Source organism: Streptomyces sp. NPDC093065 (assembly GCF_044754585.1).
In the GTDB taxonomy this organism is placed as follows: Bacteria; Actinomycetota; Actinomycetes; order Streptomycetales; family Streptomycetaceae; genus Streptomyces.
The window spans coordinates 84,300-109,399 of record NZ_JBIVPJ010000010.1 but is presented as its reverse complement, the minus strand read 5'-3'; the positions used below and the strand labels follow the sequence as shown (position 1 = coordinate 109,399).

Below are 25,100 nucleotides of genomic sequence, written 5' to 3'. Positions count from 1 at the left end.
TGGTCCAGTATCCTGGCTCTTCGGTCGCGCGTACGTCCGCGATCGCCGCTGCCCGGGAACACCGCGGGGCGGCACCCCAACCCACGAAGACCGAAAGCAGGAATGGTTCTGAACGCGCGCCTCGACCACCGCGATCCCCTCGTGTTCGACACACACGAGCTGGGACGGCGGCCCGGTGCGCTCCAGCGCCTGACCCGCACGGTCGACGCCCCCAAGGACTTCGGTCTCCAGGGAGTCATCGGAGTGCCGGAAGGCGCCCCGGTCGAGCTGGATCTCCGGCTCGAGTCGGTCATGGAAGGGGTGCTCGTCACAGGCACCGCCCGTGCCACGGCCGAGGGGGAGTGCGTAAGGTGTCTGGAGCCGCTCGAGCAGCAGCTCGAAGCGGACTTCCAGGAGCTGTTCTCGTACCCTGACGCCGACGACCGTGGCCGCCCCGTGGCGGAACCGGGCGACGACGCCGAGGACGACGAGGACAGGTTCTTCGTCGAGGACGGACTGATCGGCCTCGAACCCGTGCTGCGCGACGCGGTGGTGCTCGCACTGCCGATGCAGCCGGTGTGCCAGGAAGACTGCCAGGGTCTGTGCTCCGAGTGCGGAGTGCGCCTGTCGGACGACCCGGACCACCATCACGACGCCGTCGACATTCGTTGGGCGGCATTGCAGGGACTCGCCGGTTCACTCGGAGACGGCGAGAAGGACGAGATGAGCGGCGACGGGTCGGATTCCGCGGACGCCGCCGAGAAGCAGGAGAAGTAGCCGTGGCTGTTCCGAAGCGGAAGATGTCGCGCAGCAACACGCGCCACCGCCGGTCGCAGTGGAAGGCTGCGGTCCCCACCCTGGTTGCGTGCGAGCGCTGCCACGAGCCCAAGCAGCAGCACATCGCGTGCCCGTCTTGCGGCACTTACAACAAGCGCCAGGTCCTCGAGGTCTGAGCGGCTGGTGAGAGGCACTGTGTCAGTCCCCAAGAAGGCGGAAGACGCCAAGGCGGACCCACCCGCCAAGAAGAAGGCGGACACCCAGGCCTCGTCCCACACGCTTCTGGAAGGGCGGCTCGGCTATCGGCTCGAGTCCGCCCTTCTGGTGCGTGCACTGACCCACCGTTCCTACGCGTACGAGAACGGCGGTCTGCCGACGAACGAGCGGCTGGAGTTCCTCGGTGACTCCGTCCTCGGTCTCGTCGTCACGGACACGCTGTACCGCACCCACCCCGACCTGCCCGAAGGCCAGCTGGCCAAGTTGCGGGCCGCGGTGGTCAACTCGCGTGCGCTGGCACAGGTGGGCCGCGGGCTCGAACTCGGCTCCTTCATCCGGCTCGGCCGCGGTGAAGAGGGCACGGGCGGCCGGGACAAGGCGTCCATCCTCGCCGACACCCTCGAAGCGGTGATCGGCGCGGTCTATCTCGACCAGGGCCTCGACGCGGCCTCCGAACTGGTGCACCGCCTGTTCGACCCGCTGATCGAGAAGTCCTCGAACCTCGGTGCCGGCCTGGACTGGAAGACCAGCCTCCAGGAACTCACCGCGACCGAAGGGCTCGGCGTCCCCGAGTACCTGGTCACGGAGACCGGCCCGGACCACGAGAAGACCTTCACTGCTGCCGCCCGCGTCGGAGGCGTCTCGTACGGCACCGGCACCGGCCGCAGCAAGAAGGAGGCGGAGCAGCAGGCCGCGGAATCCGCGTGGCGGTCCATCCGGGCCGCGGCGGACGAGCGCGCCAAGGCGACGGCCGACGCCGTCGACGCGGACCCCGACGGGGCGTCCGCCTCCGCCTGACCCACCCCTCGCACGGTCCGAACGCCCGCCCCGACTCCGGGGCGGGCGTTCGGCTCGTCGCCCGTCCACAAGCCCGGTTCACGAGCCAGGTCCACCGGACCGGTCCGCCGGCCCACCCCGGAGGGGAAGCCATGCCCGAGTTGCCCGAGGTGGAGGTCGTACGGCGCGGCCTGGAGCGCTGGGTCGCCCACCGGACCGTCGCCGACGCGGAGGCGCTGCACCCGCGCGCGGTGCGCCGGCACATCGCGGGACCCGACGACTTCGCCCACCGTCTCAAGGGCCACCGCATCGGCACCCCCAGCCGTCGTGGCAAGTACCTGTGGCTGCCGCTGGAGGACACGGACCAGGCGGTCCTCGCCCACCTCGGCATGAGCGGCCAGCTCCTGGTCCAGCCGCACGAGACGCCCGCCGAGAAGCACCTGCGCGTCCGCGTCCGCTTCGCCGACGCCCTCGGCACCGAACTCCGCTTCGTCGACCAGCGCACCTTCGGTGGCCTCTCCCTGCACGAGACCACCCCCGACGGACTGCCCGACGTCATCGCGCACATCGCCCGCGACCCGCTGGACCCGCTCTTCGACGACGACGCGTTCCACCGCGCCCTGCGCCGCAAGCGCACCACGATCAAACGGGCCCTGCTCGACCAGTCCCTGATCAGCGGCGTCGGCAACATCTACGCGGACGAGGCCCTGTGGCGCGCCCGCCTCCACTACGAACGCCCCACCGCGACCCTCACCCGCCCCCGCACCACCGAACTCCTCGGCCACGTCCGGGACGTGATGAACGCCGCCCTCGCCGTCGGCGGCACCAGCTTCGACAGCCTGTACGTCAACGTCAACGGCGAGTCCGGCTACTTCGACCGCTCGCTCGACGCGTACGGCCGTGAGGGTCTGCCCTGCCGCCGCTGCGCCACACCGATGCGCCGCCGGCCGTGGATGAACCGCTCCAGCTACTTCTGCCCGAAGTGCCAGCGGCCCCCGAAGGTCATGCCGTAGGCGTCCGCCGCGCGTCGTATCGCTCGCGCGAGGCCAGCACCTCGTCCATCCGCCCCTCGACGCACTCGATGAGCGCGAGCAGCCGTGCGGCCACCTCGCGGCCCAGCGGGGTGAGCTCGTAGTCCACACGGGGCGGATTGGTCGGCTGCGCCTCGCGGTGCACCAGCCCGTCGCGCTCCAGCGCGTGCAGGGTCTGGGCGAGCATCTTCTCGCTGACGCCGTCGACACGGCGCCGCAGCTCGTTGAACCGGAACGAGGCCTCGTACAGCGCGCCGAGCGTCAGCGCGCCCCAGCGCCCCGTGACGTGCTCCAGGGTGCCGCGCGAGGGACAGGCCCTGGAGAACACGTCGAACGGCAGGTCCTGGTCCCCCGTGTGCTCCTGCGTCGTCGACATGCGTCCAGCGTACGTGAGCACAGCGCTGCGCCGCAGATTGCGCGGGATGACGGAGAGCGCCGGGGCGGGGCTGTCCCGGCGGTGCCGCCCCGGACGGTCAGTACCCGAAGTCCTGGGTCCACCACGGGCCGCCGGAGCCGAAGTGGACTCCGACTCCCAGGGTCGTGAAGTCGCAGTTCAGGATGTTGGCCCGGTGGCCGGGGCTGGCCATCCAGGCGGCCATCACGGCCTGGGCGTCGGCCTGGCCGCGGGCTATGTTCTCGCCGCCGAGGCCGCTTATGCCCGCTGCCGCCGCCCGGTCCCAGGGGGTCGCGCCGCCGGGGTCGGTGTGGTCGAAGAAGCCCTGGGCGGCCATGGCCCCGCTGAAGTCCTCGGCCAGTTCGCGCAGGGCGCTGTTCGCGGCCACCGGGCTGCAGCCCACCTTGGCACGTTCGTCGTTGACCAGCTTCAGCACCTGCGCCTGGGCGACGGCTTCCTCCGACACGGCGGCGGGCGCGCTGGGCTCGGCGGGTTCCTTGGTGGCGGGGCTGGAGGGCGCGGGCTGCTTCGGCTCGGCGCTCGGCGTCGTCTTCGGCTTCTTCGTCTTCGACGGCGTCCCGGCCGGGGCCGCCGGCTTCGAGGACGGCGCCGAGCCGGAGGGGGAGGCCTGGGACGGCGAGGCGGACGGGGAGTCCTCGGCGGACTCCTCCCGCGACGGGGACGAGGAGGACTGGGAAGGCGAGGAGGAACGGTCGGTGCCGCGGCTCGTGGCGGCGTCGTCGCCGCGGCCGGTGCCGGCGCTGCCCGAGGTGCCGCCCTGCTGGGACGGGCTGTTCGTCGGTGCGTCCTGGGCCCGCACCGGGTCGCCGCCGGTGCTGCTGCCGCCGCCGATCCGGTAGTTGTCCAGGCCGGGCACCGCGCCCGTGGCCACCGCCACCGTGCCGATGGCGACCGCGGCGGACACACCGAGCAGACCCGTGCGGACCGGAGTGGCCGCTTTCCGGCGACGGCGACGGCGTCCTCCGCCGGGCTGCGAGCCGCCGACGGGCGTGTAGCCGTCGGCGGGGAAGGCGACGGTACGGCCGGCCTGCGGGCCCTCGCCGTCCGGGGCGTCGGCGTACAGGTAGGCGTCGCTCCTGGCACGGACCTCGGCGTACGCCTCGGGGTTCAGGTAGGGGGCGATCCCCATCGTGGGGGCCTCGTCCGTGTCGGGCGCCAGCGGGTCGCGGCCCCGGCCCGGCGTCGTACCGTCCGTCCCGTGGTTCCCCGCGGCACGGCCCGTGGCGGCGCCGCCGGCGGCGGAGCGTCGGTGGCGTCCCATGTCCTGGCCTTCCTCGTCCTCGTCCGCGCGCGGGCCCTGCCCTCGCGGTCGACTGTGCTCACGATCAACACGGAACTCACACGATCGAGTGAGTTTCATGTGGGATTCATTGGGTGGGGACGGTACCGCATGGCGCAAGGGGGTGAAGTGTCCCGCGAGACATTGACTGGTTAGGTTGCAGTCATGAGCGAGGATGTACGGCTGGTCGCGTGGGTGCGCGGACAGGTTCAGGGCGTGGGTTTCCGCTGGTTCACACGGGCCAGGGCGCTGGAACTCGGCGGGATGAGTGGTTTTGCTCTCAATTTGGGTGACGGTCGCGTCCAGGTCGTCGCGGAGGGCCCGCGCGAGCGCTGCGAGGGGCTGCTCGACTGGCTGCGCGGCGACGACACGCCCGGACGCGTGGACGGAGTCACCGAGATCTGGGACACACCCCGCGGGGGCTACGAAGGCTTCGCCATCCGCTGACGCCCGCCCGGTCGAGAGCGTCCGCGCGGCGGAGACGACCCTCCCCGCAGGGGTGGCCGGGGCGAAAACGGGCAGGTGGTTGCCAAGGACGGCCGCTCGTGGGAGGCTCCGCACGCAGAATGATCGCCACGCCCCGAGGGGTCCGCAGGAGTCGCAGCGTCGCCGTTCGTAGGCCGCATGCCCCCGGGCGCCCGCCGATACGGGGTGTGATCGTGTTGACCGTCAAACTTTTTGGTGAGACGCTGAAAGCCCCGCGCACCTTAGCTGTTTGGCATGGTTGAACGGCAGTAAAAACTCCAAAGTGCCAAGCACCGCGGGTGCGATTCCCTCACGACCCACACCGCTTCGGTCGGTCACTCATTGTGGAGGACCATCCATCATGGCAAAGGCGCTTCTCGGTTACGTCGGCGGCTCCGACCCTCGACTCCTCGCCGAGATGCGACGGCTCCAGCAGCGCGTCCAGGACCTGGAATCCGAGCTCGGACGAATCCAGGCTGAGAACGACGCGCTGGCGGCTGCCGCTTCTCACGACAGGATCATGGAGAGCATGGAGAGCGTTGACGCACACCAGGCGGAGCCTGCGCTCACCTGATCACTGCATCGCTCCACTACGGCACAGCAGTGGTTGGGCCCGCCCGTACAACCGCTCAGGTGTCAGAGTCTGCAAGGGACGCTTCGGCGTCCCTTCTTTCTTTTCCCGCCCCCTGTCCCGGCCCGTCCCTGCCCCGCGCAACCTTTCACCCTCTTCAACGTCTGATGTGCCCTGCACGTTCACCGGTGAAACCGCGGGCGTTCACCGGTTCATGGAGTGAGACAGACCCGAAAGGTAGAGTCCGACGGCGTGCACCTGAAGGCCCTGACCCTCCGCGGATTCAAGTCGTTCGCCTCGGCGACCACGCTCCGGTTCGAGCCGGGCATCACCTGCGTCGTCGGACCGAACGGCTCGGGCAAGTCCAACGTCGTCGACGCGCTCAGCTGGGTCATGGGCGAACAGGGCGCCAAGTCGCTGCGCGGCGGCAAGATGGAGGACGTCATCTTCGCCGGCACCACCGGCCGCCCGCCGCTCGGCCGGGCCGAGGTGTCGCTGACCATCGACAACTCCGACGGGGCCCTGCCCATCGAGTACGCCGAGGTCACCATCACGCGGATCATGTTCCGCAACGGCGGCAGCGAGTACCAGATCAACGGCGACACCTGCCGCCTCCTCGACATCCAGGAACTGCTCTCCGACTCCGGCATCGGCCGCGAGATGCACGTCATCGTCGGACAGGGCCAGCTCGACTCCGTCCTGCACGCCGACCCGATGGGGCGCCGCGCCTTCATCGAGGAGGCCGCCGGCGTCCTCAAGCACCGCAAGCGCAAGGAGAAGGCGCTGCGGAAGCTGGACGCGATGCAGGCCAACCTCGCGCGGGTCCAGGACCTCACCGACGAGCTGCGGCGCCAGCTCAAGCCCCTCGGACGCCAGGCCGCCGTCGCCCGCAGGGCCGCCGTCATCCAGGCCGACCTCCGCGACGCCCGGCTCCGGCTCCTCGCCGACGACCTCGTACGGATGCGTGAGGCGCTCCAGGCCGAGATCGCCGACGAGGCCGCCCTCAAGGAGCGCAAGGAGGCCGCCGAGCGGGAGCTGGGCAAGGCGCTGCGCCGGGAGGCGGACCTGGAGGACGAGGTGCGCCGGCTCACCCCGCGCCTCCAGCGCGCCCAGCAGACCTGGTACGAGCTGTCCCAGCTCGCCGAACGCGTGCGCGGCACGATCTCGCTGGCCGACGCGCGTGTGAAGAGCGCCACCTCCGCGCCGCCCGAGGAGCGACGGGGCCGCGACCCCGAGGAACTGGAGCGCGAGGCAGCCCGCGTCCGGGAGCAGGAGGCCGAACTCGAAGCTGCCCTGGAGGCGGCCGAACACGCCCTGGAGGACACCGCCGCCCACCGTGCCGACCTCGAACGCGAACTGGCCCTGGAGGAGCGCCGCCTCAAGGACGCCGCCCGCGCCATCGCCGACCGCCGTGAAGGGCTCGCCCGGCTGGGCGGCCAGGTCGGTGCCGCCCGCTCCCGCGCCGCCTCCGCCCAGGCCGAGATCGAGCGGCTGGCCGAAGCCCGCGACGAGTCGCGGGAGCGGGCCGCCGCGGCCCAGGAGGAGTACGAAACCCTTCAGGCCGAGGTCGACGGACTCGACGCCGGCGACCGGGAACTCGCCGAGCGGCACGAAGCGGCCAAGCGGCAGCTGACCGAGGCGGAGGCCGCGCTGAGCGCCGCCCGGGAGGCGGCCACCGCGGCGGAGCGCGAACGCGCCGCCACCCGGGCCCGGCACGAGGCCCTCGCCCTCGGACTGCGCCGCAAGGACGGCACCGGCGCGCTGCTGGCCGCCAAGGACCGGCTCACCGGACTGCTCGGCCCCGCCGCCGGGCTCCTCACCGTGACGCCGGGCCACGAGGCGGCGCTCGCCACCGCCTTCGGCGCCGCCGCCGACGCCCTCGCGGTGACCTCTCCCGCGGCCGCCGCCGACGCCATCCGCCTGCTGCGCAAGCAGGACGCGGGCCGCGCCGCCCTGCTGCTCGCGGGCGCCCCCGACGACGTACCGCACGAGCCGCGCGACGACGGACCGCCGTACGCCGCCGACCTGGTCCGCGGGCCGGCCGACCTGATGCCCGCCGTACGGCGGCTGCTGCGGGGGATCGTCGTCGTGGCCACCCTGGAGGACGCCGAGGACCTGGTCTACGCCCGCCCCGGACTGACCGCCGTCACCGCCGAGGGCGATCTGCTGGGCGCCCACTTCGCGCACGGCGGGTCCGCCGGGGCGCCCAGCCTCCTTGAGGTGCAGGCGTCCGTGGACCAGGCCGCCGCCGAGCTGGCGGAGCTGAGCACGCGGTGCGAGGAGCTGGCGGAGGCGCAGGACGCGGCCGTGGCGCGGCGCCGGGAGTGTGCCGCGCTCGTCGAGGAGCTGGGGGAGCGGCGCCGGGCCGCCGACCGGGAGAAGTCGTCCGTCGCCCAGCAGCTGGGGCGGCTCGCGGGCCAGGCGCGCGGCGCGGCCGGAGAGGCGGAACGGTCCGCCGCGGCTGCCGCCCGGGCGCAGGAGGCGCTGGACAAGGCGCTCACGGAGGTCGAGGAGCTGGCCGAGCGGCTGGCGGTCGCCGAGGAAATGCCGGTGGAGGAGGAGCCCGACACCGCCGCCCGTGACCGGCTCGCCGCCGACGGGGCCAACGCCCGCCAGACCGAGATGGAGGCCCGCCTCCAGGTCCGTACCCACGAGGAGCGGGTCAAGGGGCTCGCCGGCCGGGCCGACTCCCTTGACCGTGCCGCCCGCGCCGAACGCGAGGCACGCGCGCGTGCCGAGCAGCGGCGGGCCAGGCTGCGGCACGAGGCGGCCGTCGCCGGGGCGGTCGCCACCGGCGCCCGGCAGCTGCTCGCCCATGTGGAGGTCTCGCTGACCCGCGCCGACGAGGAGCGCACCCTCGCCGAGGCCGCCAAGGCCCGGCGCGAGCAGGAACTGACCGCCGCGCGCACCGCAGGGCGCGACCTCAAGGCGGAGCTGGACAAGTTGACGGATTCAGTTCACCGGGGCGAGGTACTCGGCGCCGAGAAGCGGCTGCGCATCGAGCAGCTGGAGACCAAGGCGCTGGAGGAACTCGGTGTGGAACCGGCGGGGCTCGCGGCCGAGTACGGCCCCCATCAAGAGGTGCCGCCCTCGCCCCCCGCCGACGGCGAAGAGCTCCCCGCCGACCCGGAGCACCCGCGAAACCGCCCGCGGCCCTTCGTCCGCGCCGAGCAGGAGAAGCGGCTGAAGGCCGCCGAGCGCGCCTACCAGCAGCTCGGCAAGGTCAACCCGCTGGCGCTGGAGGAGTTCGCGGCGCTGGAGGAACGGCACCAGTTCCTCAGCGAGCAGCTGGAGGACCTGAAGAAGACCCGCGCCGACCTGCTCCAGGTCGTCAAGGAGGTCGACGAGCGCGTCGAGCAGGTCTTCACGGAGGCCTTCCGGGACACGGCTCGCGAGTTCGAGGGTGTCTTCGGCCGGCTGTTCCCGGGCGGTGAGGGGCGGCTGATCCTGACCGACCCCGACAACATGCTCACCACGGGCGTGGACGTCGAGGCCCGGCCCCCGGGCAAGAAGGTCAAGAGGCTGTCGCTGCTCTCCGGCGGGGAGCGCTCGCTGACCGCGGTGGCGATGCTGGTGTCGATCTTCAAGGCCCGGCCGAGCCCGTTCTACGTGATGGACGAGGTGGAGGCGGCGCTCGACGACACCAACCTCCAGCGGCTGATCCGGATCATGCAGGAGCTGCAGGAAGCCTCGCAGCTGATCGTCATCACGCACCAGAAGCGCACGATGGAGGTCGCCGACGCCCTCTACGGCGTGTCCATGCAGGGCGACGGTGTGTCGAAGGTCATCAGCCAGCGGCTGCGCTAGGTCGAGAACACGGTCCGAGACCACTCAGTTCGACCACAGTTGACTTCAACTCTTGAACAGGAGGCCCCCTTGAATGCCCCCAGACTCACACCTTCCGCCCTATTGACTTCGAAACTTGAAGGCATAGTCTCTGCAACGTTGCTTTTACCTTCAGGTCCCTTCAGTGGTACCTCGAAGGGTGAACCGCCCCGGCAGCGTTGCCGGTAGCCCGAGGAGTACACGTGGCCAGCACATCGCAGGCACCCAGTCCAGGAGCCGGGACGGCTCACCCCGATCATCTCGGGCACGTCATCTTCATCGCGGCGGCGGCCGCGATGGGCGGTTTCCTGTTCGGCTACGACAGTTCCGTGATCAACGGCGCCGTCGAGGCCATCCGGGACCGCTACGACGTCGGCTCCGCGGTGCTGGCCCAGGTCATCGCCGTCGCGCTGATCGGCTGCGCCATCGGCGCCGCGACCGCCGGCCGCATCGCCGACCGCATCGGCCGCATCCGCTGCATGCAGATCGCCGCCGTCCTCTTCACCGTCAGCGCCATCGGCTCCGCACTGCCCTTCGCACTGTGGGACCTCGCCATGTGGCGCATCATCGGCGGCTTCGCCATCGGCATGGCCTCGGTGATCGGCCCCGCCTACATCGCCGAGGTCTCCCCGCCCGCCTACCGCGGCCGGCTCGGCTCCTTCCAGCAGGCCGCGATCGTCATCGGCATCGCCGTCTCGCAGCTGGTCAACTGGGGCCTGCTGAACGCCGCCGGCGGCGACCAGCGCGGTGAGCTGATGGGCCTGGAGGCCTGGCAGGTCATGCTCGGCGTCATGGTGATCCCGGCGGTCCTCTACGGCCTGCTGTCCTTCGCCATCCCCGAGTCGCCCCGCTTCCTGATCTCCGTCGGCAAGCGCGAGCGCGCCAAGCGGATCCTCGAAGAGGTCGAGGGCAGGAACGTGGACTTCGACGCCCGGGTCGACGAGATCGAGCACGCCATGCACAGCGAGGAGAAGTCCTCCTTCAAGGACCTCCTGGGCGGCAGCTTCTTCTTCAAGCCGATCGTCTGGATCGGTATCGGCCTGTCCGTCTTCCAGCAGTTCGTCGGCATCAACGTCGCGTTCTACTACTCCTCGACGCTGTGGCAGTCGGTCGGCGTCAACCCGGCGGACTCCTTCTTCTACTCGTTCACGACGTCGATCATCAACATCGTCGGCACCGTGATCGCGATGATCTTCGTGGACCGTATCGGCCGCAAGCCGCTCGCCCTGATCGGCTCGGTCGGCATGGTGATCGGTCTGGCGCTGGAGGCGTGGGCCTTCTCCTTCGACCTGGTCGACGGCAAGCTCCCGGCCACCCAGGGCTGGGTCGCCCTGATCGCCGCCCACTTCTTCGTCCTCTTCTTCGCCCTCTCCTGGGGCGTGGTCGTCTGGGTCTTCCTCGGCGAGATGTTCCCCAACCGCATCCGCGCCGCCGCCCTGGGCGTGGCCGCCTCCGCGCAGTGGATCGCCAACTGGGCCATCACCGCGAGCTTCCCGTCGCTGGCCGACTGGAACCTCTCCGGCACCTACGTGATCTACACGATCTTCGCCGCGCTCTCCATCCCCTTCGTGCTCAAGTTCGTGAAGGAGACCAAGGGCAAGGCCCTGGAGGAGATGGGCTGACCCCCGCCCGCCCCGAACCCGGGGAGGAGGGCCAAGTCCCCGCTGCCCCTCTCCCCGCACCGTCCGCCGCCCCGCCCGGTCACCCTCAGGGCGGGGCGGCGGTGTGCCGTGCCTTGGTCATCGGACGAGGACGAGGACGAGGACGTGGGCGCTGGCGCGCCGGGCGCGCAGGGCAGCCGTTCGGCCTACGTCAGACGGTCACGGCCGCGGGCTGCCCGGCCCGCTCCGCACGCGCCGCGGGAACGACCAGCGCCGGCTTCGGCAGCACCGCGTACAGCAGGGCGGAGATCACGACCGTGGCCACCCAGCCCAGTCCGTACTCGCCGACGAAGTTGTTCGTGGCGAGGGGGCCGGTGAACCAGTCGGACGTGGTGAACATCAGACCGGCGCCCAGGCCCACCGCCCAGGCGGCGACGGCGGCGGGGGAGAAGCCGCCGCGGTACCAGTAGGCACTGGTGCGGCCGGTGTCGGCCAGGGCCGCGCCGTCGTACTCCCTGCCGCGCAGCATGTCCGCGCCGAACACGCCGACCCAGGCGGAGAACGCGACCGCGAGCAGCGACAGGAAGGCGATGAAGGAGCCCATGAAGCTGGTCGCCGCAAGCATCAGCACACCGCCGAAGACCAGCGAGATCACGGCGTTGACCGAGACCGCCCAGTGCCGCGGGACCTTGAAACCCAGGGTCTGCGCGGTGAAACCGGCCGAATACATCGACATCGAGTTGATCAGCAGCATGCCGATCAGCGCGATCAGCAGATACGGCACCGCGATCCAGGTGGGCAGGATCTCGCCGAGGAAGGAGACCGGGTCGGCGGCCGAGGCCAGGTCCGGCGTGGAGACGGCCATGATCACACCCATCAGGACCATGGGCAGTACGACGATGCCGGCACCGCCGACCGTGACGCCCACGATCCCCTTCGAGGAGGCCGTACGCGGCAGGTACCGGGTGAAGTCGGGAGCGGACGGGATCCAGCTGACGCCACCGGCCGCGATCAGACCCACGCCCGTGATCATCGCGGCCGCCGAACCGGCGGACCGGCCGAAGACGGCGGACCAGTCCGTGTCGACGATCAGGTAGCCCAGCACCAGCACCGAGAAGGCGCCGAAGAGGTACGTCGCGTACTTGTTGCACTTCTGCACGGCGTTGATGCCCAGACCGGAGATCGCGAACGTCGCCGCGACGAAGGCGAGCAGCGTCACCATGTCCAGCGCGCTGTTCGCCCGGATGCCGAAGACGATGTCCAGCACGGTGAGCAGGGCATAGGCGCCGGTCACCGCGTTGATCGTCTCCCAGCCCCAGCGGGCGACCCAGATCAGCGAGCCGGGCAGCAGATTGCCCCGCTGCCCGAACACGGCACGGGACAGCGCCATACCGGGAGCCCCGCCCCGCTTGCCGGCGATGCCGATCAGACCGACCAGGCCGTACGACACGACGGGCGCGGCGGCCGCGACGACCAGGGCCTGCCAGAAGTTGAGCCGGTAGGCCACGACGAGGCTCGCGCCCATCGTGAGCAGCAGCACGCTGATGTTGGCGCCGACCCAGGTGGGGAACAGCTCGCGGGTCCGGGCGGTGCGCTCGTGGTCGGGCACCTGCTCGATGCCACGGGTTTCCAGGGCGCCTTCGTTCTCGGCGGTCTTGCTCATGTGGGGGGTCCGTGCCTCGATCGTGGGGAAGAGGGGGCGGTCGGGACTCTACGCGCGTTGACGCGGCCTTCTCCATCGTACTTTGCTCCGACTCGTTCCTTCCAGGGGCCTTTGTCCTTCGGACGAAACCACGAGGAGCCGACAGCGGGGAGCCGTGCCGGGGGTCACGCATACTGGACGCGTTATGGAAATCGTCATCCTTGCTGTAGTCATCGCCGTGGTCGTGATCGGCGCGCTCGGCGGGCTGGTCGTCGGCAGCCGCCGCAAGAAGCAGCTGCCCGAGCCGCCCCCCGCCACGCCCGACATCACCGCCCCTCCGGCCGAGCCGCACGTCGGCGAAGAGGCCGAGACGCCGCGCGACGAAACGCGCCGGACGATAGAGGAGGTCGACCTCCCGGACGGCGGCACCGCCACCGTCGAGGAGCCGCCCGTCGTCGAAGAGCTCGAGATCCCGCAGATCGAGGTTCCCGAGCCCACCGCCGGCCGACTGGTCCGGCTCCGTGCCCGCCTCTCCCGCTCGCAGAACGCCCTCGGCAAGGGCCTGCTGACCCTGCTGTCGCGGGAGCACCTCGACGACGACACCTGGGAGGAGATCGAGGACACGCTGCTCACCGCCGACGTCGGTGTGCAGCCCACCCAGGAGCTGGTCGAGCGGCTGCGTGAACGGGTGAAGGTGCTCGGCACCCGCACCCCCGAGGAGCTGCGCGGCCTGCTGCGCGAGGAGCTGATCAACCTCGTCGGCCCCGACATGGACCGCGAGGTCAGGACCGAGCCCGCCACCGGCAAGCCCGGCATCGTGATGGTCGTCGGGGTCAACGGCACCGGTAAGACCACCACCACCGGCAAGCTCGCCCGCGTCCTGGTGGCCGACGGTCGCAGCGTCGTCCTCGGTGCCGCCGACACCTTCCGCGCCGCCGCCGCCGACCAGTTGCAGACCTGGGGCGAGCGGGTCGGCGCCCACACCGTGCGCGGGCCGGAGGCCGGCGACCCGGCCTCCGTGGCCTTCGACGCGGTCAAGGAGGGCAAGGAGACCGGCTCGGACGTCGTGCTCATCGACACCGCCGGCCGCCTGCACACCAAGACCGGCCTCATGGACGAGCTGGGCAAGGTGAAGCGCGTCGTGGAGAAGCACGCGCCGCTGGACGAGGTGCTGCTCGTGCTCGACGCCACCACCGGTCAGAACGGTCTGATCCAGGCCCGGGTCTTCGCCGAGGTCGTGGACATCACCGGCATCGTGCTCACCAAGCTGGACGGCACGGCCAAGGGCGGCATCGTGGTCGCCGTGCAGCGCGAGCTGGGCGTGCCGGTCAAGCTGATCGGGCTCGGCGAGGGTGCGGACGACCTGGCGCCGTTCGAGCCCGCCGCCTTCGTGGATGCCCTCATCGGCGAGTGACGCCGCCTGACGGTGCCCCGCGCCCCGCATGCCACGTGCGAGAAGCGCCCGCCTCCCCGACGGGGGACGGGCGCTTCGCCGTGTGGTGGGCGGTCCCGGCGACCCGCGGGCGTGCGAGGGGATGGTGCGGGCGTGCGAGGGGACGGTGCGGGCCGCCGGGGCCGGTGACTCCGGCGGCGGGGTCGGCGTGTGCCGTGGCACGGGTGTACGGAGGCGGTGCGGGGGCGGACGCGCGGGGCGGCGTCGGCGCTCGGACGTGCCGACGGCCGAGGTGCGGGGTGTGACGAGGTGCGTGCTGCTGCGCCGGGTGGCGGGCGCCCGGAGGCGCGGGGCGGCTGTGGGAGGAGAGCCCACCCCGGGCGGAAGCGGGAAGCCCGGCACTTTCGCGTGCGGTGCTCCCGGGCGCGGACGGTGTGGCGGCCGGGCCGGCGCCTACGCCCGGGAGCGGTGGGCCACGTAGGCGAGCGTCCCCAGGAGCAGCCGGGCCGCCGGCGGCTTCGTGGCCGAGTCGAGGACCGGGGGCCGCAGCCAGCGCACCGGACCCAGGCCGCCACGGTCGGAGGGCGGGGCCGTGATGTACGTACCCGGGCCGAGGCCGCGCAGGTCGAGGGCGGACGGGTCGTCCCAGCCCGTGCGGTACAGCAGCCGGGGCAGCTCGGCGGCGGCGCCCGGCGCGACGAAGAACTGGGCGCGGCCCTGCGGCGTCGCCGCGACCGGGCCGAGCGGGAGGCCCATGCGCTCCAGCCGGGCCAGCGCCCGCAGGCCGGCGGGCTCGGCCACCTCGATCACGTCGAAGGTCCGCCCGACCGCCAGCATCACCGCGGCGCCCGGAAACCGACCCCACGCCTCGCTCGCCTCGTCGAGCCGCGCTCCGGCGGGAACCTCGGGCGCGAAGTCCAGGGGGTGCGCGCCCGGCGCCGGGCAGTCGGGCAGGCCGCAGGAGCAGGCGCCGGCGGCGGTCCGGGCGCCCGGGACCACGTCCCAGGCCCACAAGCCGGTGAACTCGGCCACGACGGTGCACTCCGAGGCACGGCCGCGGCGGCGCGCGCCGGACCTGATCTCGCGCATGCCCCGACTGCTGCCGATGCCGATCGTGAAGCCCATGCCCCCTCCAACGGGTCCGACGCAGCGACGGTTACGCAACGGACGTGAATCGTGACTCTCTGCTTCCAACTCCCCAGTCCGACGCGGTTCAGACAGCGTCCCGAAGCACTCCGGGTGGTGCGTCCGGCCGCGCACGCCCCGGTGTGCACCGTTGCACCGGCGCCTGGTTGGCCTATGTCAAGTGAATCGCGTCCCGGCCACCGCGAGTTCATTCGAAGGGGTGGCGAATGGTGGCGATTCCGCAATCGCCATGGCTGAACGAGTGATCGCGGGACTACTTTGTGTGCATGGAGCCTTGGGGCACATGCACTTGTGGGTATGCCGGAGGCAACCCGGTCCTCCGTTCGAAGGGTGCCAACCACCGGACGGCGGGCCGCAATCACCGGCATTCTGATAGGGCTTGGCGCACTCGGCGACAGGTGGTCTCAGGGATGGGGGCGTTCCAGTGAGTGGCAACGGCGGAAGCGGTACGAGCGCGGGGAGCGCGTCGCACGCCGACAAGCGCCCGAACGAGCTGCTCACCTCCTGGTTCGCCCGCAGCGGGTGGTCCAAGGGCGAGCTGGCCCGCCAGGTCAACCGCCGGGCCCGCCAGCTGGGCGCCAACCACATCTCCACCGACACCTCCCGCGTGCGCCGCTGGCTCGACGGGGAGAACCCGCGCGAGCCGATCCCGCGGATCCTGTCCGAGCTGTTCTCCGAGCGTTTCGGCGTCGTCGTCTCCGTCGAGGACCTGGGCCTGCGTTCCACCCGCCCCACGCCCTCCGCGACCGGCGTCGACCTCCCCTGGACGGGCCCGCAGACCGTGGCCCTGCTCAGCGAGTTCTCGCGCAGCGACCTCATGCTGGCGCGGCGCGGCTTCCTCGGGAGCTCGCTGGCCCTCTCCGCGGGCCCGTCCCTCATCGAACCCATGCAGCGCTGGCTCGTCCCCACGCCCTCCGCCGGACCGTCGGCGGAACGCGAGTCGGCGCCCCCCGCCTCCCGCGCGCGCGGCCGCCTGTCCAGGCCGGAGCTGGAGCTGCTGGAGTCCACGGCCGTGATGTTCCGCCGCTGGGACGCCCAGTGCGGCGGCGGGCTGCGCCGCAAGGCCGTGGTCGGCCAGCTGCACGAGGTCACCGACCTGCTCCAGGAACCCCAGACGGAGACCACCCGCGCCAAGCTCTTCAAGGTCGCCGCCGAGCTGGCCGAGCTGGCCGGCTGGATGTCGTACGACGTGGGGCTCCAGCCCACCGCCCAGAAGTACTTCGTACTCGCCCTGCACGCCGCCAAGGAGGCGGGGGACCGGCCGCTCGGCTCGTACATCCTCTCCAGCATGAGCCGCCAGATGATCCACCTCGGCCGGCCCGACGACGCCCTGGAGCTGATCCACCTCGCGCAGTACGGCAGCCGGGACTGCGCCGGCCCCCGCACCCAGTCGATGCTGTACGCGATGGAGGCCCGCGCCTACGCCAACATGGGCCAGCCCGGCCGCACCAAGCGCGCGGTGCGCATGGCGGAGGACATCTTCGCCGAGGCCGACGAGTGGGACGAGCCCGACCCCGACTGGATCCGCTTCTTCTCCGAGGCCGAGCTGTACGGCGAGAACAGCCACTCCTTCCGCGACCTCGCCTACGTGGCAGGCCGCAGCCCCACCTACGCCTCCCTCGCCGACCCCCTGATGCGCCGGGCCGTGGAGCTGTTCGCCAAGGACGAGGAACACCAGCGTTCCTACGCGCTCAACCTGATCGGCATGGCCACCGTGCACCTGCTGCGCCGCGAACCCGAGGAGAGCACCGTCGTGGCCATGGAGGCCATGGGCATCGCCAAGAAGGTCCGCTCCGAACGCGTCAACACCCGCATCCGCAAGACCGTCGACACGGCCGTACGCGATTTCGGCGACCTGGGCGAGGTCGTCGACCTCACCGAGCGCCTCGCCGTCGAGTTGCCGGAGACCGCCGAGGCGGTCTGAACCCCCACCATCCCCGGCCGCGGCCGGCCCTCCCGAACTGCCCGACTCGGCTCCCCCATGCCAGGTCATTCGGAGGCCGCCGCGGCCGGTCTGTCTCTTGCGTCAGTGGCCCGACCCGCGAAACCCCGTTCATCCACGCGTAACACGCACCGCGCCTTCGTCACGGCGGCGAAACAACGAGGGGCTTCCACCGAAACCGCGCTGCGCCAATCTCATGGCGAATAACCGGCCCACCCCTCACCGCCCGCCCGCCCGGCTTCGCCCGCACGGGGCCGTACCAACGACGAGGAGACGCCGATGGCTCCAGCCGTCACGCTCGCCGCGGAGACCGAGCTCTCTGCCGCCAACACGGGCTTCATGCTCATCTGCTCCGCCCTGGTGATGCTAATGACGCCGGCCCTGGCCTTCTTCTACGGAGGCATGGTCCGCGTCAAAAGCACCCTGAACATGCTGATGATGAGCTTCATCAGCCTCGGCATCGTCACCGTCCTGTGGGTGCTCTACGGCTTCTCCATGGCGTTCGGCACCGACTCCGGCAGCGTCGTCGGCTGGAACTCCGACTGGATCGGACTCGGCGACATCGGTCCGACCGAGCTGTGGGACGGGACGACCATCCCCGTCTTCGTGTTCCTGGTCTTCCAGCTGATGTTCGCCGTCCTCACCCCCGCCCTGATCAGCGGCGCCCTCGCGGACCGCGTGAAGTTCACGGCCTGGGCCCTGTTCATCGCCCTGTGGGCCACCGTCGTCTACTTCCCCGTCGCCCACTGGGTCTGGGGCGCCGGCGGCTGGGCCTTCGAACTCGGCGTGATCGACTTCGCGGGCGGCACGGCCGTGCACATCAACGCCGGTGCCGCCGCGCTCGGCGTGATCCTCGTCATCGGCAAGCGGGTCGGCTTCAAGAAGGACCCGATGCGCCCGCACAGCCTCCCGCTGGTCATGCTCGGCGCCGGGCTGCTGTGGTTCGGCTGGTTCGGCTTCAACGCCGGGTCCTGGCTCGGCAACGACGACGGCGTCGGCGCGCTGATGTTCGTCAACACCCAGGTCGCCACCGGCGCCGCGATCCTCGGCTGGCTCGCCTACGAGAAGATCCGGCACGGCGCCTTCACCACCCTGGGCGCGGCCTCCGGCGCCGTCTCCGGCCTGGTCGCCATCACTCCGGCCGGCGGTGCCGTCTCCCCGCTCGGCGCCATCGCGGTCGGCCTGATCGCCGGCGTGGTCTGCGCCATGGCCGTGGGTCTGAAGTACCGGTTCGGCTACGACGACTCCCTCGACGTGGTCGGCGTCCACCTCGTCGGCGGCATCCTCGGCTCGCTGCTCATCGGCTTCTTCGCCAGCGGCAAGGGCCAGTCCGACGTCGAGGGCCTCTTCTACGGCGGCGGCCTCGACCAGTTCTGGAAGCAGTGCGCGGGCGTCTTCGGCGTCCTCGCCTACTCCCTGGTGGCCTCCGCGGTCCTCGCCTTCCTGCTGGACAGGACGATCGGCATGCGCGTGCCGGAGGACGTCGAGGTGGCCGGCATCGACCAGGCCGAGCACGCCGAGACCGCATACGACTTCAGCGGCGCCGGCGGCGGTGCCGCCCGGACGACCGCCACGCCGGCCGCCTCCACGGCCGCGTCGGCCACGAGCAAGAAGGTGGACGCATGAAGCTCATCACCGCCGTCGTCAAGCCGCACCGGCTCGACGAGATCAAGGAGGCCCTCCAGGCCTTCGGGGTCCACGGCCTGACCGTCACCGAGGCCAGCGGCTACGGCCGCCAGCGCGGACACACCGAGGTCTACCGGGGTGCCGAGTACACCGTCGACCTGGTGCCCAAGATCCGCATCGAGGTCCTGGCCGAGGACGACGACGCCGAGCAGCTGATCGACGTCGTGGTCAAGGCGGCCCGCACCGGCAAGATCGGCGACGGCAAGGTCTGGGCGGTCCCGGTCGACACGGCCGTACGGGTCAGGACCGGTGAGCGCGGACCCGACGCGCTCTGACACGACCAACGAACAGGAGTCGCCGGGTGGCGAGTACGGACGTGACGCGAGAAACGGAGAACTCGGGACCCGGCGGCTACGCGGCGGCCCGGCTGCGTCTCCTCACCGAGGGGGCGCGGTCCGGGCCGCCCCGCCGCAGGGCGCTGGCCGGACTGACCGACGACTGGCTGGCGGGCCTCTTCGACGCGGGCACCGGATCACGCGCCGAGGGCCACGCGGGTGTGGCGCTCGTCGCGGTCGGCGGCTACGGACGCGGCGAGCTGTCCCCGCGCAGCGACCTGGACCTGCTCCTCCTGCACGACGGCCGGGACGACAAGGCCGTCGCCGCCCTCGCCGACCGTCTCTGGTACCCGGTCTGGGACCTCGGCCTCGACCTCGACCACTCCGTCCGCACCCCGCAACAGGCCCGGAAGACGGCGGGCGAGGACGTGAAGGTCCACCTCGGTCTCCTGGACGCCCGCCACCTCGCCGGAGACCTCGGCCTGACCACCTCCCTGCGCACCGCAGTCCTCGCCGACTGGCGCAACCAGGCCCCCAAACGCCTCCCCGAGCTCCGTGACCTGTGCGCCGAGCGCGCCGAACGCCAGGGCGAGCTGCGGTTCCTGCTGGAACCCGACCTCAAGGAGGCCAGGGGCGGCCTGCGCGACGCCACCGCCCTGCGCGCCGTCGCCGCCTCCTGGCTCGCCGACGCCCCGCGCGAGGGCCTCGCCGACGCCCGGCGCGCACTGCTCGACGTACGCGACGCCCTCCACCTGGCGACGGGCCGGGCCACCGACCGGCTGGCGCTCCAGGAACAGGACCAGGTGGCGGCCGAACTGGGCCTCCTGGACGCCGACGCGCTGCTGCGGCAGGTGTACGAGGCGGCCCGCGTCATCTCCTACGCGGGCGACGTCACCTGGCGCGAGGTGGGGCGCGTCCTGAGCGCGCGTTCCGTACGGCCGCGGCTGCGCGCCCTGATGAACGGCGGGAAACCGGCCGCCGAGCGCTCCCCGCTCGCCGAGGGCGTGGTGGAGCAGGACGGCGAGGTGGTGCTCGCCCGCACCGCGCGCCCCGAGCGCGATCCCGTACTGCCGCTGCGCGCCGCGGCCGCCGCCGCGCAGGCCGGGCTCCCGCTCTCCCCGCACGCCGTACGGCGCCTGGCGGCCACCGCGCGCCCCCTGCCCACGCCCTGGCCGGCCGAGGCGCGTGAGCAACTGGTGACCCTGCTCGGCTCGGGCCGGCCCACGGTGCAGGTCTGGGAGGCACTGGAGGCCGAGGGCCTGGTCACCCGGCTGCTGCCCGACTGGGAACGGGTCCGCTGCCGCCCGCAGCGCAACGCCGTCCACCTGTGGACCGTCGACCGGCACCTGATCGAGACCGCCGTCCGCGCCGCCGGGTTCACCCGCCGCGTGCACCGCCCCGACCTGCTGCTGGTCGCCGCGCTGCTGCACGACATCGGCAAGGGCTGGCCCGGCGACCACTCCGTGGCCGGGGAGACCATTGCCCGGGACGTCGCCGCCCGCATCGGCTTCGACCGCGCGGACACGGCCGTCCTCGCCACCCTCGTACGCCACCACCTCCTGCTCGTGGAGACCGCCACCCGGCGCGACCTCGACGACCCGGCCACCGTGCGCGCCGTCGCGGAGGCGGTCGGCACGGAGCGGACGCTGGAACTGCTGCACGCCCTGACCGAGGCGGACGCGCTGGCCACCGGGCCGGCCGCCTGGTCGTCGTGGCGCGGCTCCCTCGTCGCCGACCTGGTGAAGCGGGTCGCCGGGGTGCTGGCGGGGGAGCCGCAGCCCGAGGCCGAGGCCGCCGCGCCCACCGCCGAACAGGAACGGCTCGCGGTCGAGGCATTCCGTACGGGCGGTCCGGTGCTGGCGCTGCGGGCGCAGACGGAGTCGCCGGCCGATGGGGGAGCGGCGGCCGCCACCGGCTCCGAGCCGCTCGGCGTGGAGCTGGTCATCGCCGTGCCCGACCAGACGGGCGTGCTTCCCGCGGTGGCCGGGGTCCTGGCCCTGCACCGGCTGACCGTGCGCACCGCCGAACTGCGGTCCCTTCCGCTGCCGGACGGCGTCGACGGCTCCGTCCTGCTCCTCGACTGGCGGGTCGCCGCCCAGTACGGTTCCCTGCCGCAGGCCGCCCGGCTCCGTGCCGACCTGGTCAGGGCCCTGGACGGCACCCTGGACATCGCCGGACGCCTCGCCGAACGCGACGCCGCCCATCCCCGGCGCCGGGGTGTGGAGCCGCCCCCGCCCCGCGTCACCGTCGCCCCTGCCGGGTCCCGGCTGGCCACGGTGATCGAGGTCCGCGCCCAGGACGCGCCGGGTCTGCTGTTCCGGCTGGGGCGGGCCCTGGAGGCGGCGGGCGTCCGGGTGCGGAGCGCGCACGTGTCGACGCTGGGGGCGAACGCGGTGGACGCGTTCTACGTGACGCGGGGCGAGGGCACGCCGTTGCCCGGGGAAGAGGCGGCGTCGGTGGCCCGGGGGCTGGAGGAGTCGCTGCGGGCGTGATCACATGGTCGGCTCGTGCGTTCACCGGATGTGCTCCCGCACGCGCGCGGGGTTCCGTCCCCGCCCACTCTGTTCCACGGGCGGGGACGGATTGCTTGTCGGGGCGGATACCCTGGAGGGCAGCCCGAAACTTCCCCGACTCCGAGGACCGACGCCACCGTGTTCGACACCCTCTCCGACCGCCTTAGCGCGACTTTCAAAAATCTCCGCGGCAAGGGCAGGTTGTCCGAGGCGGACATCGACGCCACGGCCCGCGAGATCCGCATCGCGCTGCTTGAGGCCGACGTGGCGCTGCCCGTCGTCCGCGCCTTCATCAAGCGCGTCAAGGAACGCTCCCTCGGCGCCGAGGTTTCCAAGGCGCTCAATCCGGCGCAACAGATCGTCAAGGTGGTCAATGAGGAACTGATCACCATCCTCGGTGGTGAGACGCGCCGCCTGCGCTTCGCCAAGCAGCCGCCGACCGTGATCATGCTGGCGGGTCTGCAGGGTGCCGGTAAGACCACGCTCGCGGGCAAGCTGGGCCGCTGGCTCAAGGAGCAGGGCCACTCGCCGCTCCTGGTCGCCTGTGACCTCCAGCGCCCCAACGCCGTCAACCAGCTGAGCGTCGTCGCCGAGCGCGCCGGTGTCGCGGTCTACGCCCCCGAGCCGGGCAACGGCGTCGGTGACCCGGTCAAGGTCGCCAAGGACTCCATCGAGTTCGCCAAGACCAAGGTCCACGACCTGGTCATCGTCGACACCGCCGGCCGCCTGGGCATCGACCAGGAGCTGATGCAGCAGGCCGCGGACATCAGGGACGCGGTCTCACCGGACGAGATCCTCTTCGTCGTCGACGCGATGATCGGTCAGGACGCGGTCAACACCGCCGAGGCCTTCCGCGACGGCGTCGGCTTCGACGGCGTGGTGCTCTCCAAGCTCGACGGCGACGCGCGCGGTGGCGCGGCCCTCTCAATCGCCTCGGTGACCGGCAAGCCGATCATGTTCGCCTCGAACGGCGAGAAGCTCGAGGACTTCGACGCCTTCCACCCGGACCGGATGGCTTCCCGCATCCTCGACATGGGTGACCTGCTCACCCTGATCGAGCAGGCGGAGAAGACGTTCAGCCAGGAAGAGGCCGAGAAGATGGCCTCCAAGCTGGCGTCCAAGAAGGGCCAGGACTTCACCCTGGACGACTTCCTGGCCCAGATGGAGCAGGTCCGGAAGATGGGCAGCATCAGCAAGCTGCTCGGCATGCTGCCCGGCATGGGCCAGATGAAGGACCAGATCAACAATCTCGACGAGCGCGAGGTCGACCGCGTCGGCGCGATCATCAAGTCGATGACCCCGGCCGAGCGTCAGGAGCCGACGATCATCAACGGCTCGCGCCGCGCCCGTATCGCCAAGGGCTCGGGTGTCGAGGTCAGCGCCGTGAAGGGTCTGGTCGAGCGGTTCTTCGAGGCCCGCAAGATGATGTCCCGCATGGCCCAGGGCGGCGGCATGCCCGGTATGCCGGGGATGCCCGGCATGGGTGGCGGGCCCGGCCGGCAGAAGAAGCAGCAGAAGAAGGCCAAGGGCAAGCAGCGCTCCGGCAACCCGATGAAGCGCAAGCAGCAGGAGCAGGAGGAGGCCGCCCGCCGCGCCGCCGCCGCGCAGGGCGGGGGCGCCCTCGGGCTGCCGCAGCAGGGCGGTCAGGACTTCGAGCTGCCGGACGAGTTCAAGAAGTTCATGGGCTGACGCGCGTTCCGTACAGGCGTTCCGTACGCGCGTGCCGTGCCGGAATGCCGGGACAGCGGGGCAGTCCCCTCGATCGGGAGGGGGCTGCCCCGGCAGGTCATTTCTGCGGGAACCTCCAGACGTAGGGCTCGCCGTCCTCCTCGGACCAGTGGACCTCGACGCTGGTGGCCTCGGCGGGGATCACGTAGGTCTCGCAGAAGACATGGCTCTCGCCCTGCTTCCAGCTCTCGACGTCGTACCGGTCCTCGCAGCCGGGCGCGTCCTCGGAGGCGCCGATGAGGACTCCGCCGCGCCGTCCGTCGGCGAAGACCGTGGCGCCGTCGTGCACGTCGGAGCCCTCGGTCAGCGCGGAGCCGCCCTTGTGCGTGTACTTGATGTGCGCGGTGGCCAGCACCTTGCCCTTGGCGTCCGCGGCGTCGGCCACCGCCTTCGCGGCCTCCGCCTCGGTGCCCACCTCGACCTCCTGCGCCACGACCCCGTATGTGACCTCGCCGGGGCCCTCCGCCACCTTCCCCGTCGCGCTCTCGCCCTTCGCCATGTCGCCGCCCGAGGCGGGCCGGGCGGGCGACGCCGATGCCCCGGTGGTCGCCGGGTTCTTCGCGGCGGCGTCGGTGTCGTCGTCCCCGCCCGCGCAGGCGGTGAGGGCCAGGGCGAGGACGGCGACGGGCGCGGCGAGGCGCAGTGCGGTCTTGTGGTGCGGCACTACTGGCTCCTGTATGCAGATGTGTCTGTTCCCCCGAACGGTGGATCAGAGTAGGGGCCCGTGATCCACCAGGGGAAACCGCGCGAGCCCTGGACCGCCTTCTTTGCGCCATTCACACTCGCATCGGAGAAAGCGCGTCACTCGTCCGTCACCTGTCGCGCGTATTCGACCGGAATCGGTCGTCACCGCACCCGGGCGATCAGGTAGCGGAACACGTTCGGCATCCACACGGTTCCGTCCGGCCGCTGATGGGGATGCAGGGCCTCCGTCAGCTCCTTGTCGACCTGTTCCCGGTCGGTCGCCGCGACCGCCGCGTCGAAGAGCCCGGTCGACAGCAGTCCGCGCACCGCGCTGTCCGTGTCCGCGTAGCCGAAGGGGCACGCCACCCGCCCCGAGCCGTCCGGCCTCAGCCCGGCCCGCTGGGCGACCTCCTCCAGGTCGTCGCGCAGGGCGGGGCGCCAGGTCCCCGCGCCGCGCAGCGGGTCGCAGAGTTTGGTGGCCACCCGCAGCACCGACGTCGTGGCGCACCGCTCGGGCGGACCCCAGCCGGCCAGCACCACGGCCGCTCCCCGCGCGGCGAGCGGTGTCGCCCGGGCGAGCTGGTCGCCGAGCCGCTCCGAGTCGCCCGCGAGGCACCCGGTGGGCTCGAAGGCGGTCACCAGGGTGAACGCGGGCGCCGTCGGATCCGCCGTGTCCTCGGGAGGGCCCTCGACGATCCTCGGCGCGCCGGCACGCGCGCGCGTGCCGTCCGTACCGGGCAGCCACTGCCCTTCGCTCGCGGCCGACTGCCCGGGCGTCCCGGACAGCAGGCGCCGGCGGGCCAGGGCCAGGAGTTCGGGAGAGCGGGAGTCGACCCCGGTCACCGCGGCACCGCGCGAGGCGGCCATCAACAGCGCGAGACCGGATCCGCAGCCCAGGCCCAGCATCCGGGTGTCGCCGCCCACGTCCAGTCGCTCGTAGACGGCCTCGTAGAGCGGTACGAGCATCCGCTCCTGTATCTCGGACCAGTCACGCGCGCGTGCACGCAGGTCCACGTGAGGTGTCGCCCCCGCGTGAGACGAGTGCTGCCGCACGAGCGTAGGTGTCATAGGAAAGCGCCCCAATCGCCGAGTGTTGCCGCCGTGCCCGATTCCATGGCCCCCGTGCAGTGCGCTCGCACTCCCCCCGTATGCCAG

At 71.9% G+C, this 25,100-nt stretch carries 20 protein-coding genes; 14 read left to right on the top strand and 6 right to left on the bottom strand.

Annotation, left to right across the window (positions count from 1 at the left end):
- The first annotated feature begins 102 nt into the window (after nucleotides 1-102).
- The 4 genes from ACIQFU_RS19265 to mutM all read left to right on the top strand — a co-directional run bounded on the left by ACIQFU_RS19265 (nucleotide 103) and on the right by mutM (nucleotide 2,762).
- A complete protein-coding gene (locus ACIQFU_RS19265; RefSeq protein ID WP_402552938.1) occupies nucleotides 103-756 on the top strand; it encodes a YceD family protein in 654 nt (217 codons plus the stop codon).
- Nucleotides 757-758: 2 nt separating this feature from the next.
- Nucleotides 759-932 carry a 50S ribosomal protein L32 gene (gene rpmF, locus ACIQFU_RS19260; protein WP_003951102.1) on the top strand — a complete coding sequence of 58 codons (174 nt, stop codon included), beginning with the start codon at nucleotides 759-761 and terminating at the stop codon, nucleotides 930-932.
- 7 nt (nucleotides 933-939) lie between these two features.
- Nucleotides 940-1,770 (top strand): ribonuclease III, encoded by an 831-nt coding sequence (gene rnc / locus ACIQFU_RS19255; protein WP_402552936.1) that lies wholly within the window; start codon nucleotides 940-942, stop codon nucleotides 1,768-1,770.
- A 131-nt stretch (nucleotides 1,771-1,901) separates the two neighbouring features.
- Nucleotides 1,902-2,762 (top strand): bifunctional DNA-formamidopyrimidine glycosylase/DNA-(apurinic or apyrimidinic site) lyase, encoded by an 861-nt coding sequence (mutM, locus tag ACIQFU_RS19250; protein ID WP_402552934.1) that lies wholly within the window; start codon nucleotides 1,902-1,904, stop codon nucleotides 2,760-2,762.
- On the opposite strand, the gene ACIQFU_RS19245 is transcribed toward mutM, so the two are convergent.
- Both ACIQFU_RS19245 and ACIQFU_RS19240 read right to left on the bottom strand, forming a co-directional pair.
- Entirely contained in the window at nucleotides 2,752-3,156 is a 405-nt protein-coding gene (locus ACIQFU_RS19245; RefSeq protein ID WP_402552933.1) for a winged helix-turn-helix transcriptional regulator, read from the bottom strand. The two genes, mutM and ACIQFU_RS19245, sit on opposite strands and share 11 nt — an antisense overlap.
- Nucleotides 3,157-3,253: 97 nt before the next feature.
- Nucleotides 3,254-4,456 carry a CAP domain-containing protein gene (locus ACIQFU_RS19240; RefSeq protein WP_402552931.1) on the bottom strand — a complete coding sequence of 401 codons (1,203 nt, stop codon included), beginning with the start codon at nucleotides 4,454-4,456 and terminating at the stop codon, nucleotides 3,254-3,256.
- A 183-nt stretch (nucleotides 4,457-4,639) separates the two neighbouring features.
- Between ACIQFU_RS19240 and ACIQFU_RS19235 the strand changes: the two genes are divergently transcribed.
- The 4 genes from ACIQFU_RS19235 (at nucleotide 4,640) to ACIQFU_RS19220 (ending at nucleotide 10,957) form a co-directional block, all read left to right on the top strand.
- Nucleotides 4,640-4,921, top strand: a complete 282-nt coding sequence (locus ACIQFU_RS19235; RefSeq protein ID WP_061442345.1) for an acylphosphatase — start codon at nucleotides 4,640-4,642, stop codon at nucleotides 4,919-4,921.
- 379 nt (nucleotides 4,922-5,300) lie between these two features.
- On the top strand, nucleotides 5,301-5,513 hold the full coding sequence (locus tag ACIQFU_RS19230) for a hypothetical protein (RefSeq protein ID WP_003973418.1): 213 nt from the start codon (nucleotides 5,301-5,303) through the stop codon (nucleotides 5,511-5,513).
- A 249-nt stretch (nucleotides 5,514-5,762) separates the two neighbouring features.
- The gene (gene smc / locus ACIQFU_RS19225; RefSeq protein ID WP_402552929.1) at nucleotides 5,763-9,317 is read left to right on the top strand and encodes a chromosome segregation protein SMC; all 3,555 of its coding nucleotides are present in this window, start codon (nucleotides 5,763-5,765) and stop codon (nucleotides 9,315-9,317) included.
- Nucleotides 9,318-9,538: 221 nt separating this feature from the next.
- Nucleotides 9,539-10,957, top strand: a complete 1,419-nt coding sequence (locus tag ACIQFU_RS19220) for a sugar porter family MFS transporter (RefSeq protein ID WP_402552927.1) — start codon at nucleotides 9,539-9,541, stop codon at nucleotides 10,955-10,957.
- Nucleotides 10,958-11,147: 190 nt separating this feature from the next.
- Here ACIQFU_RS19220 and ACIQFU_RS19215 read toward each other — a convergent pair whose 3' ends face one another.
- On the bottom strand, nucleotides 11,148-12,599 hold the full coding sequence (locus ACIQFU_RS19215; protein WP_402552925.1) for a cytosine permease: 1,452 nt from the start codon (nucleotides 12,597-12,599) through the stop codon (nucleotides 11,148-11,150).
- 184 nt (nucleotides 12,600-12,783) lie between these two features.
- On the opposite strand from ACIQFU_RS19215, the gene ftsY reads away from it, so the two are divergent.
- Nucleotides 12,784-13,992 carry a signal recognition particle-docking protein FtsY gene (gene ftsY / locus ACIQFU_RS19210; protein ID WP_402552924.1) on the top strand — a complete coding sequence of 403 codons (1,209 nt, stop codon included), beginning with the start codon at nucleotides 12,784-12,786 and terminating at the stop codon, nucleotides 13,990-13,992.
- A 432-nt stretch (nucleotides 13,993-14,424) separates the two neighbouring features.
- On the opposite strand, the gene ACIQFU_RS19205 is transcribed toward ftsY, so the two are convergent.
- Nucleotides 14,425-15,096 (bottom strand): bifunctional DNA primase/polymerase, encoded by a 672-nt coding sequence (locus ACIQFU_RS19205; protein ID WP_402552922.1) that lies wholly within the window; start codon nucleotides 15,094-15,096, stop codon nucleotides 14,425-14,427.
- A gap of 445 nt (nucleotides 15,097-15,541) precedes the next feature.
- Here ACIQFU_RS19205 and ACIQFU_RS19200 point away from each other — a divergent pair, with 445 nt between their 5' ends.
- The 5 genes from ACIQFU_RS19200 to ffh all read left to right on the top strand — a co-directional run bounded on the left by ACIQFU_RS19200 (nucleotide 15,542) and on the right by ffh (nucleotide 23,222).
- Nucleotides 15,542-17,041 (top strand): hypothetical protein, encoded by a 1,500-nt coding sequence (locus tag ACIQFU_RS19200; RefSeq protein WP_402552920.1) that lies wholly within the window; start codon nucleotides 15,542-15,544, stop codon nucleotides 17,039-17,041.
- A gap of 297 nt (nucleotides 17,042-17,338) precedes the next feature.
- Nucleotides 17,339-18,685, top strand: coding sequence for an ammonium transporter (locus ACIQFU_RS19195; RefSeq protein ID WP_402552919.1), 1,347 nt, complete (start codon nucleotides 17,339-17,341; stop codon nucleotides 18,683-18,685).
- Nucleotides 18,682-19,020 (top strand): P-II family nitrogen regulator, encoded by a 339-nt coding sequence (locus ACIQFU_RS19190; protein WP_030402312.1) that lies wholly within the window; start codon nucleotides 18,682-18,684, stop codon nucleotides 19,018-19,020. Before ACIQFU_RS19195 ends, ACIQFU_RS19190 begins: the two co-directional genes overlap by 4 nt.
- 26 nt (nucleotides 19,021-19,046) lie before the next feature.
- Nucleotides 19,047-21,512 (top strand): [protein-PII] uridylyltransferase, encoded by a 2,466-nt coding sequence (locus tag ACIQFU_RS19185; protein WP_402552917.1) that lies wholly within the window; start codon nucleotides 19,047-19,049, stop codon nucleotides 21,510-21,512.
- A 159-nt stretch (nucleotides 21,513-21,671) separates the two neighbouring features.
- On the top strand, nucleotides 21,672-23,222 hold the full coding sequence (ffh, locus tag ACIQFU_RS19180) for a signal recognition particle protein (protein ID WP_402552915.1): 1,551 nt from the start codon (nucleotides 21,672-21,674) through the stop codon (nucleotides 23,220-23,222).
- Between the two features lie 97 nt (nucleotides 23,223-23,319).
- On the opposite strand, the gene ACIQFU_RS19175 is transcribed toward ffh, so the two are convergent.
- Entirely contained in the window at nucleotides 23,320-23,925 is a 606-nt protein-coding gene (locus ACIQFU_RS19175) for a hypothetical protein (RefSeq protein ID WP_402552913.1), read from the bottom strand.
- Nucleotides 23,926-24,107: 182 nt separating this feature from the next.
- Complete coding sequence (locus ACIQFU_RS19170) at nucleotides 24,108-25,013, bottom strand: SAM-dependent methyltransferase (RefSeq protein WP_402552912.1); 906 nt, start codon at nucleotides 25,011-25,013, stop codon at nucleotides 24,108-24,110.
- Nucleotides 25,014-25,100 lie beyond the last annotated feature (87 nt).

Excerpts from the sequence above, each read along its gene's own strand:
- ACIQFU_RS19265 (WP_402552938.1), top strand. The coding sequence starts at position 103 with ATGGTTCTGAACGCGCGCCTCGACCACCGCGATCCCCTCGTGTTCGAC.
- mutM (WP_402552934.1), top strand. The coding sequence starts at position 1,902 with ATGCCCGAGTTGCCCGAGGTGGAGGTCGTACGGCGCGGCCTGGAGCGC.
- ACIQFU_RS19245 (WP_402552933.1), bottom strand. The coding sequence starts at position 3,156 with ATGTCGACGACGCAGGAGCACACGGGGGACCAGGACCTGCCGTTCGAC.
- ACIQFU_RS19240 (WP_402552931.1), bottom strand. The coding sequence starts at position 4,456 with ATGGGACGCCACCGACGCTCCGCCGCCGGCGGCGCCGCCACGGGCCGT.
- ACIQFU_RS19235 (WP_061442345.1), top strand. The coding sequence starts at position 4,640 with ATGAGCGAGGATGTACGGCTGGTCGCGTGGGTGCGCGGACAGGTTCAG.
- ACIQFU_RS19230 (WP_003973418.1), top strand. The coding sequence starts at position 5,301 with ATGGCAAAGGCGCTTCTCGGTTACGTCGGCGGCTCCGACCCTCGACTC.
- ACIQFU_RS19215 (WP_402552925.1), bottom strand. The coding sequence starts at position 12,599 with ATGAGCAAGACCGCCGAGAACGAAGGCGCCCTGGAAACCCGTGGCATC.
- ftsY (WP_402552924.1), top strand. The coding sequence starts at position 12,784 with ATGGAAATCGTCATCCTTGCTGTAGTCATCGCCGTGGTCGTGATCGGC.
- ACIQFU_RS19205 (WP_402552922.1), bottom strand. The coding sequence starts at position 15,096 with ATGGGCTTCACGATCGGCATCGGCAGCAGTCGGGGCATGCGCGAGATC.
- ACIQFU_RS19195 (WP_402552919.1), top strand. The coding sequence starts at position 17,339 with ATGGCTCCAGCCGTCACGCTCGCCGCGGAGACCGAGCTCTCTGCCGCC.
- ACIQFU_RS19190 (WP_030402312.1), top strand. The coding sequence starts at position 18,682 with ATGAAGCTCATCACCGCCGTCGTCAAGCCGCACCGGCTCGACGAGATC.
- ACIQFU_RS19170 (WP_402552912.1), bottom strand. The coding sequence starts at position 25,013 with ATGACACCTACGCTCGTGCGGCAGCACTCGTCTCACGCGGGGGCGACA.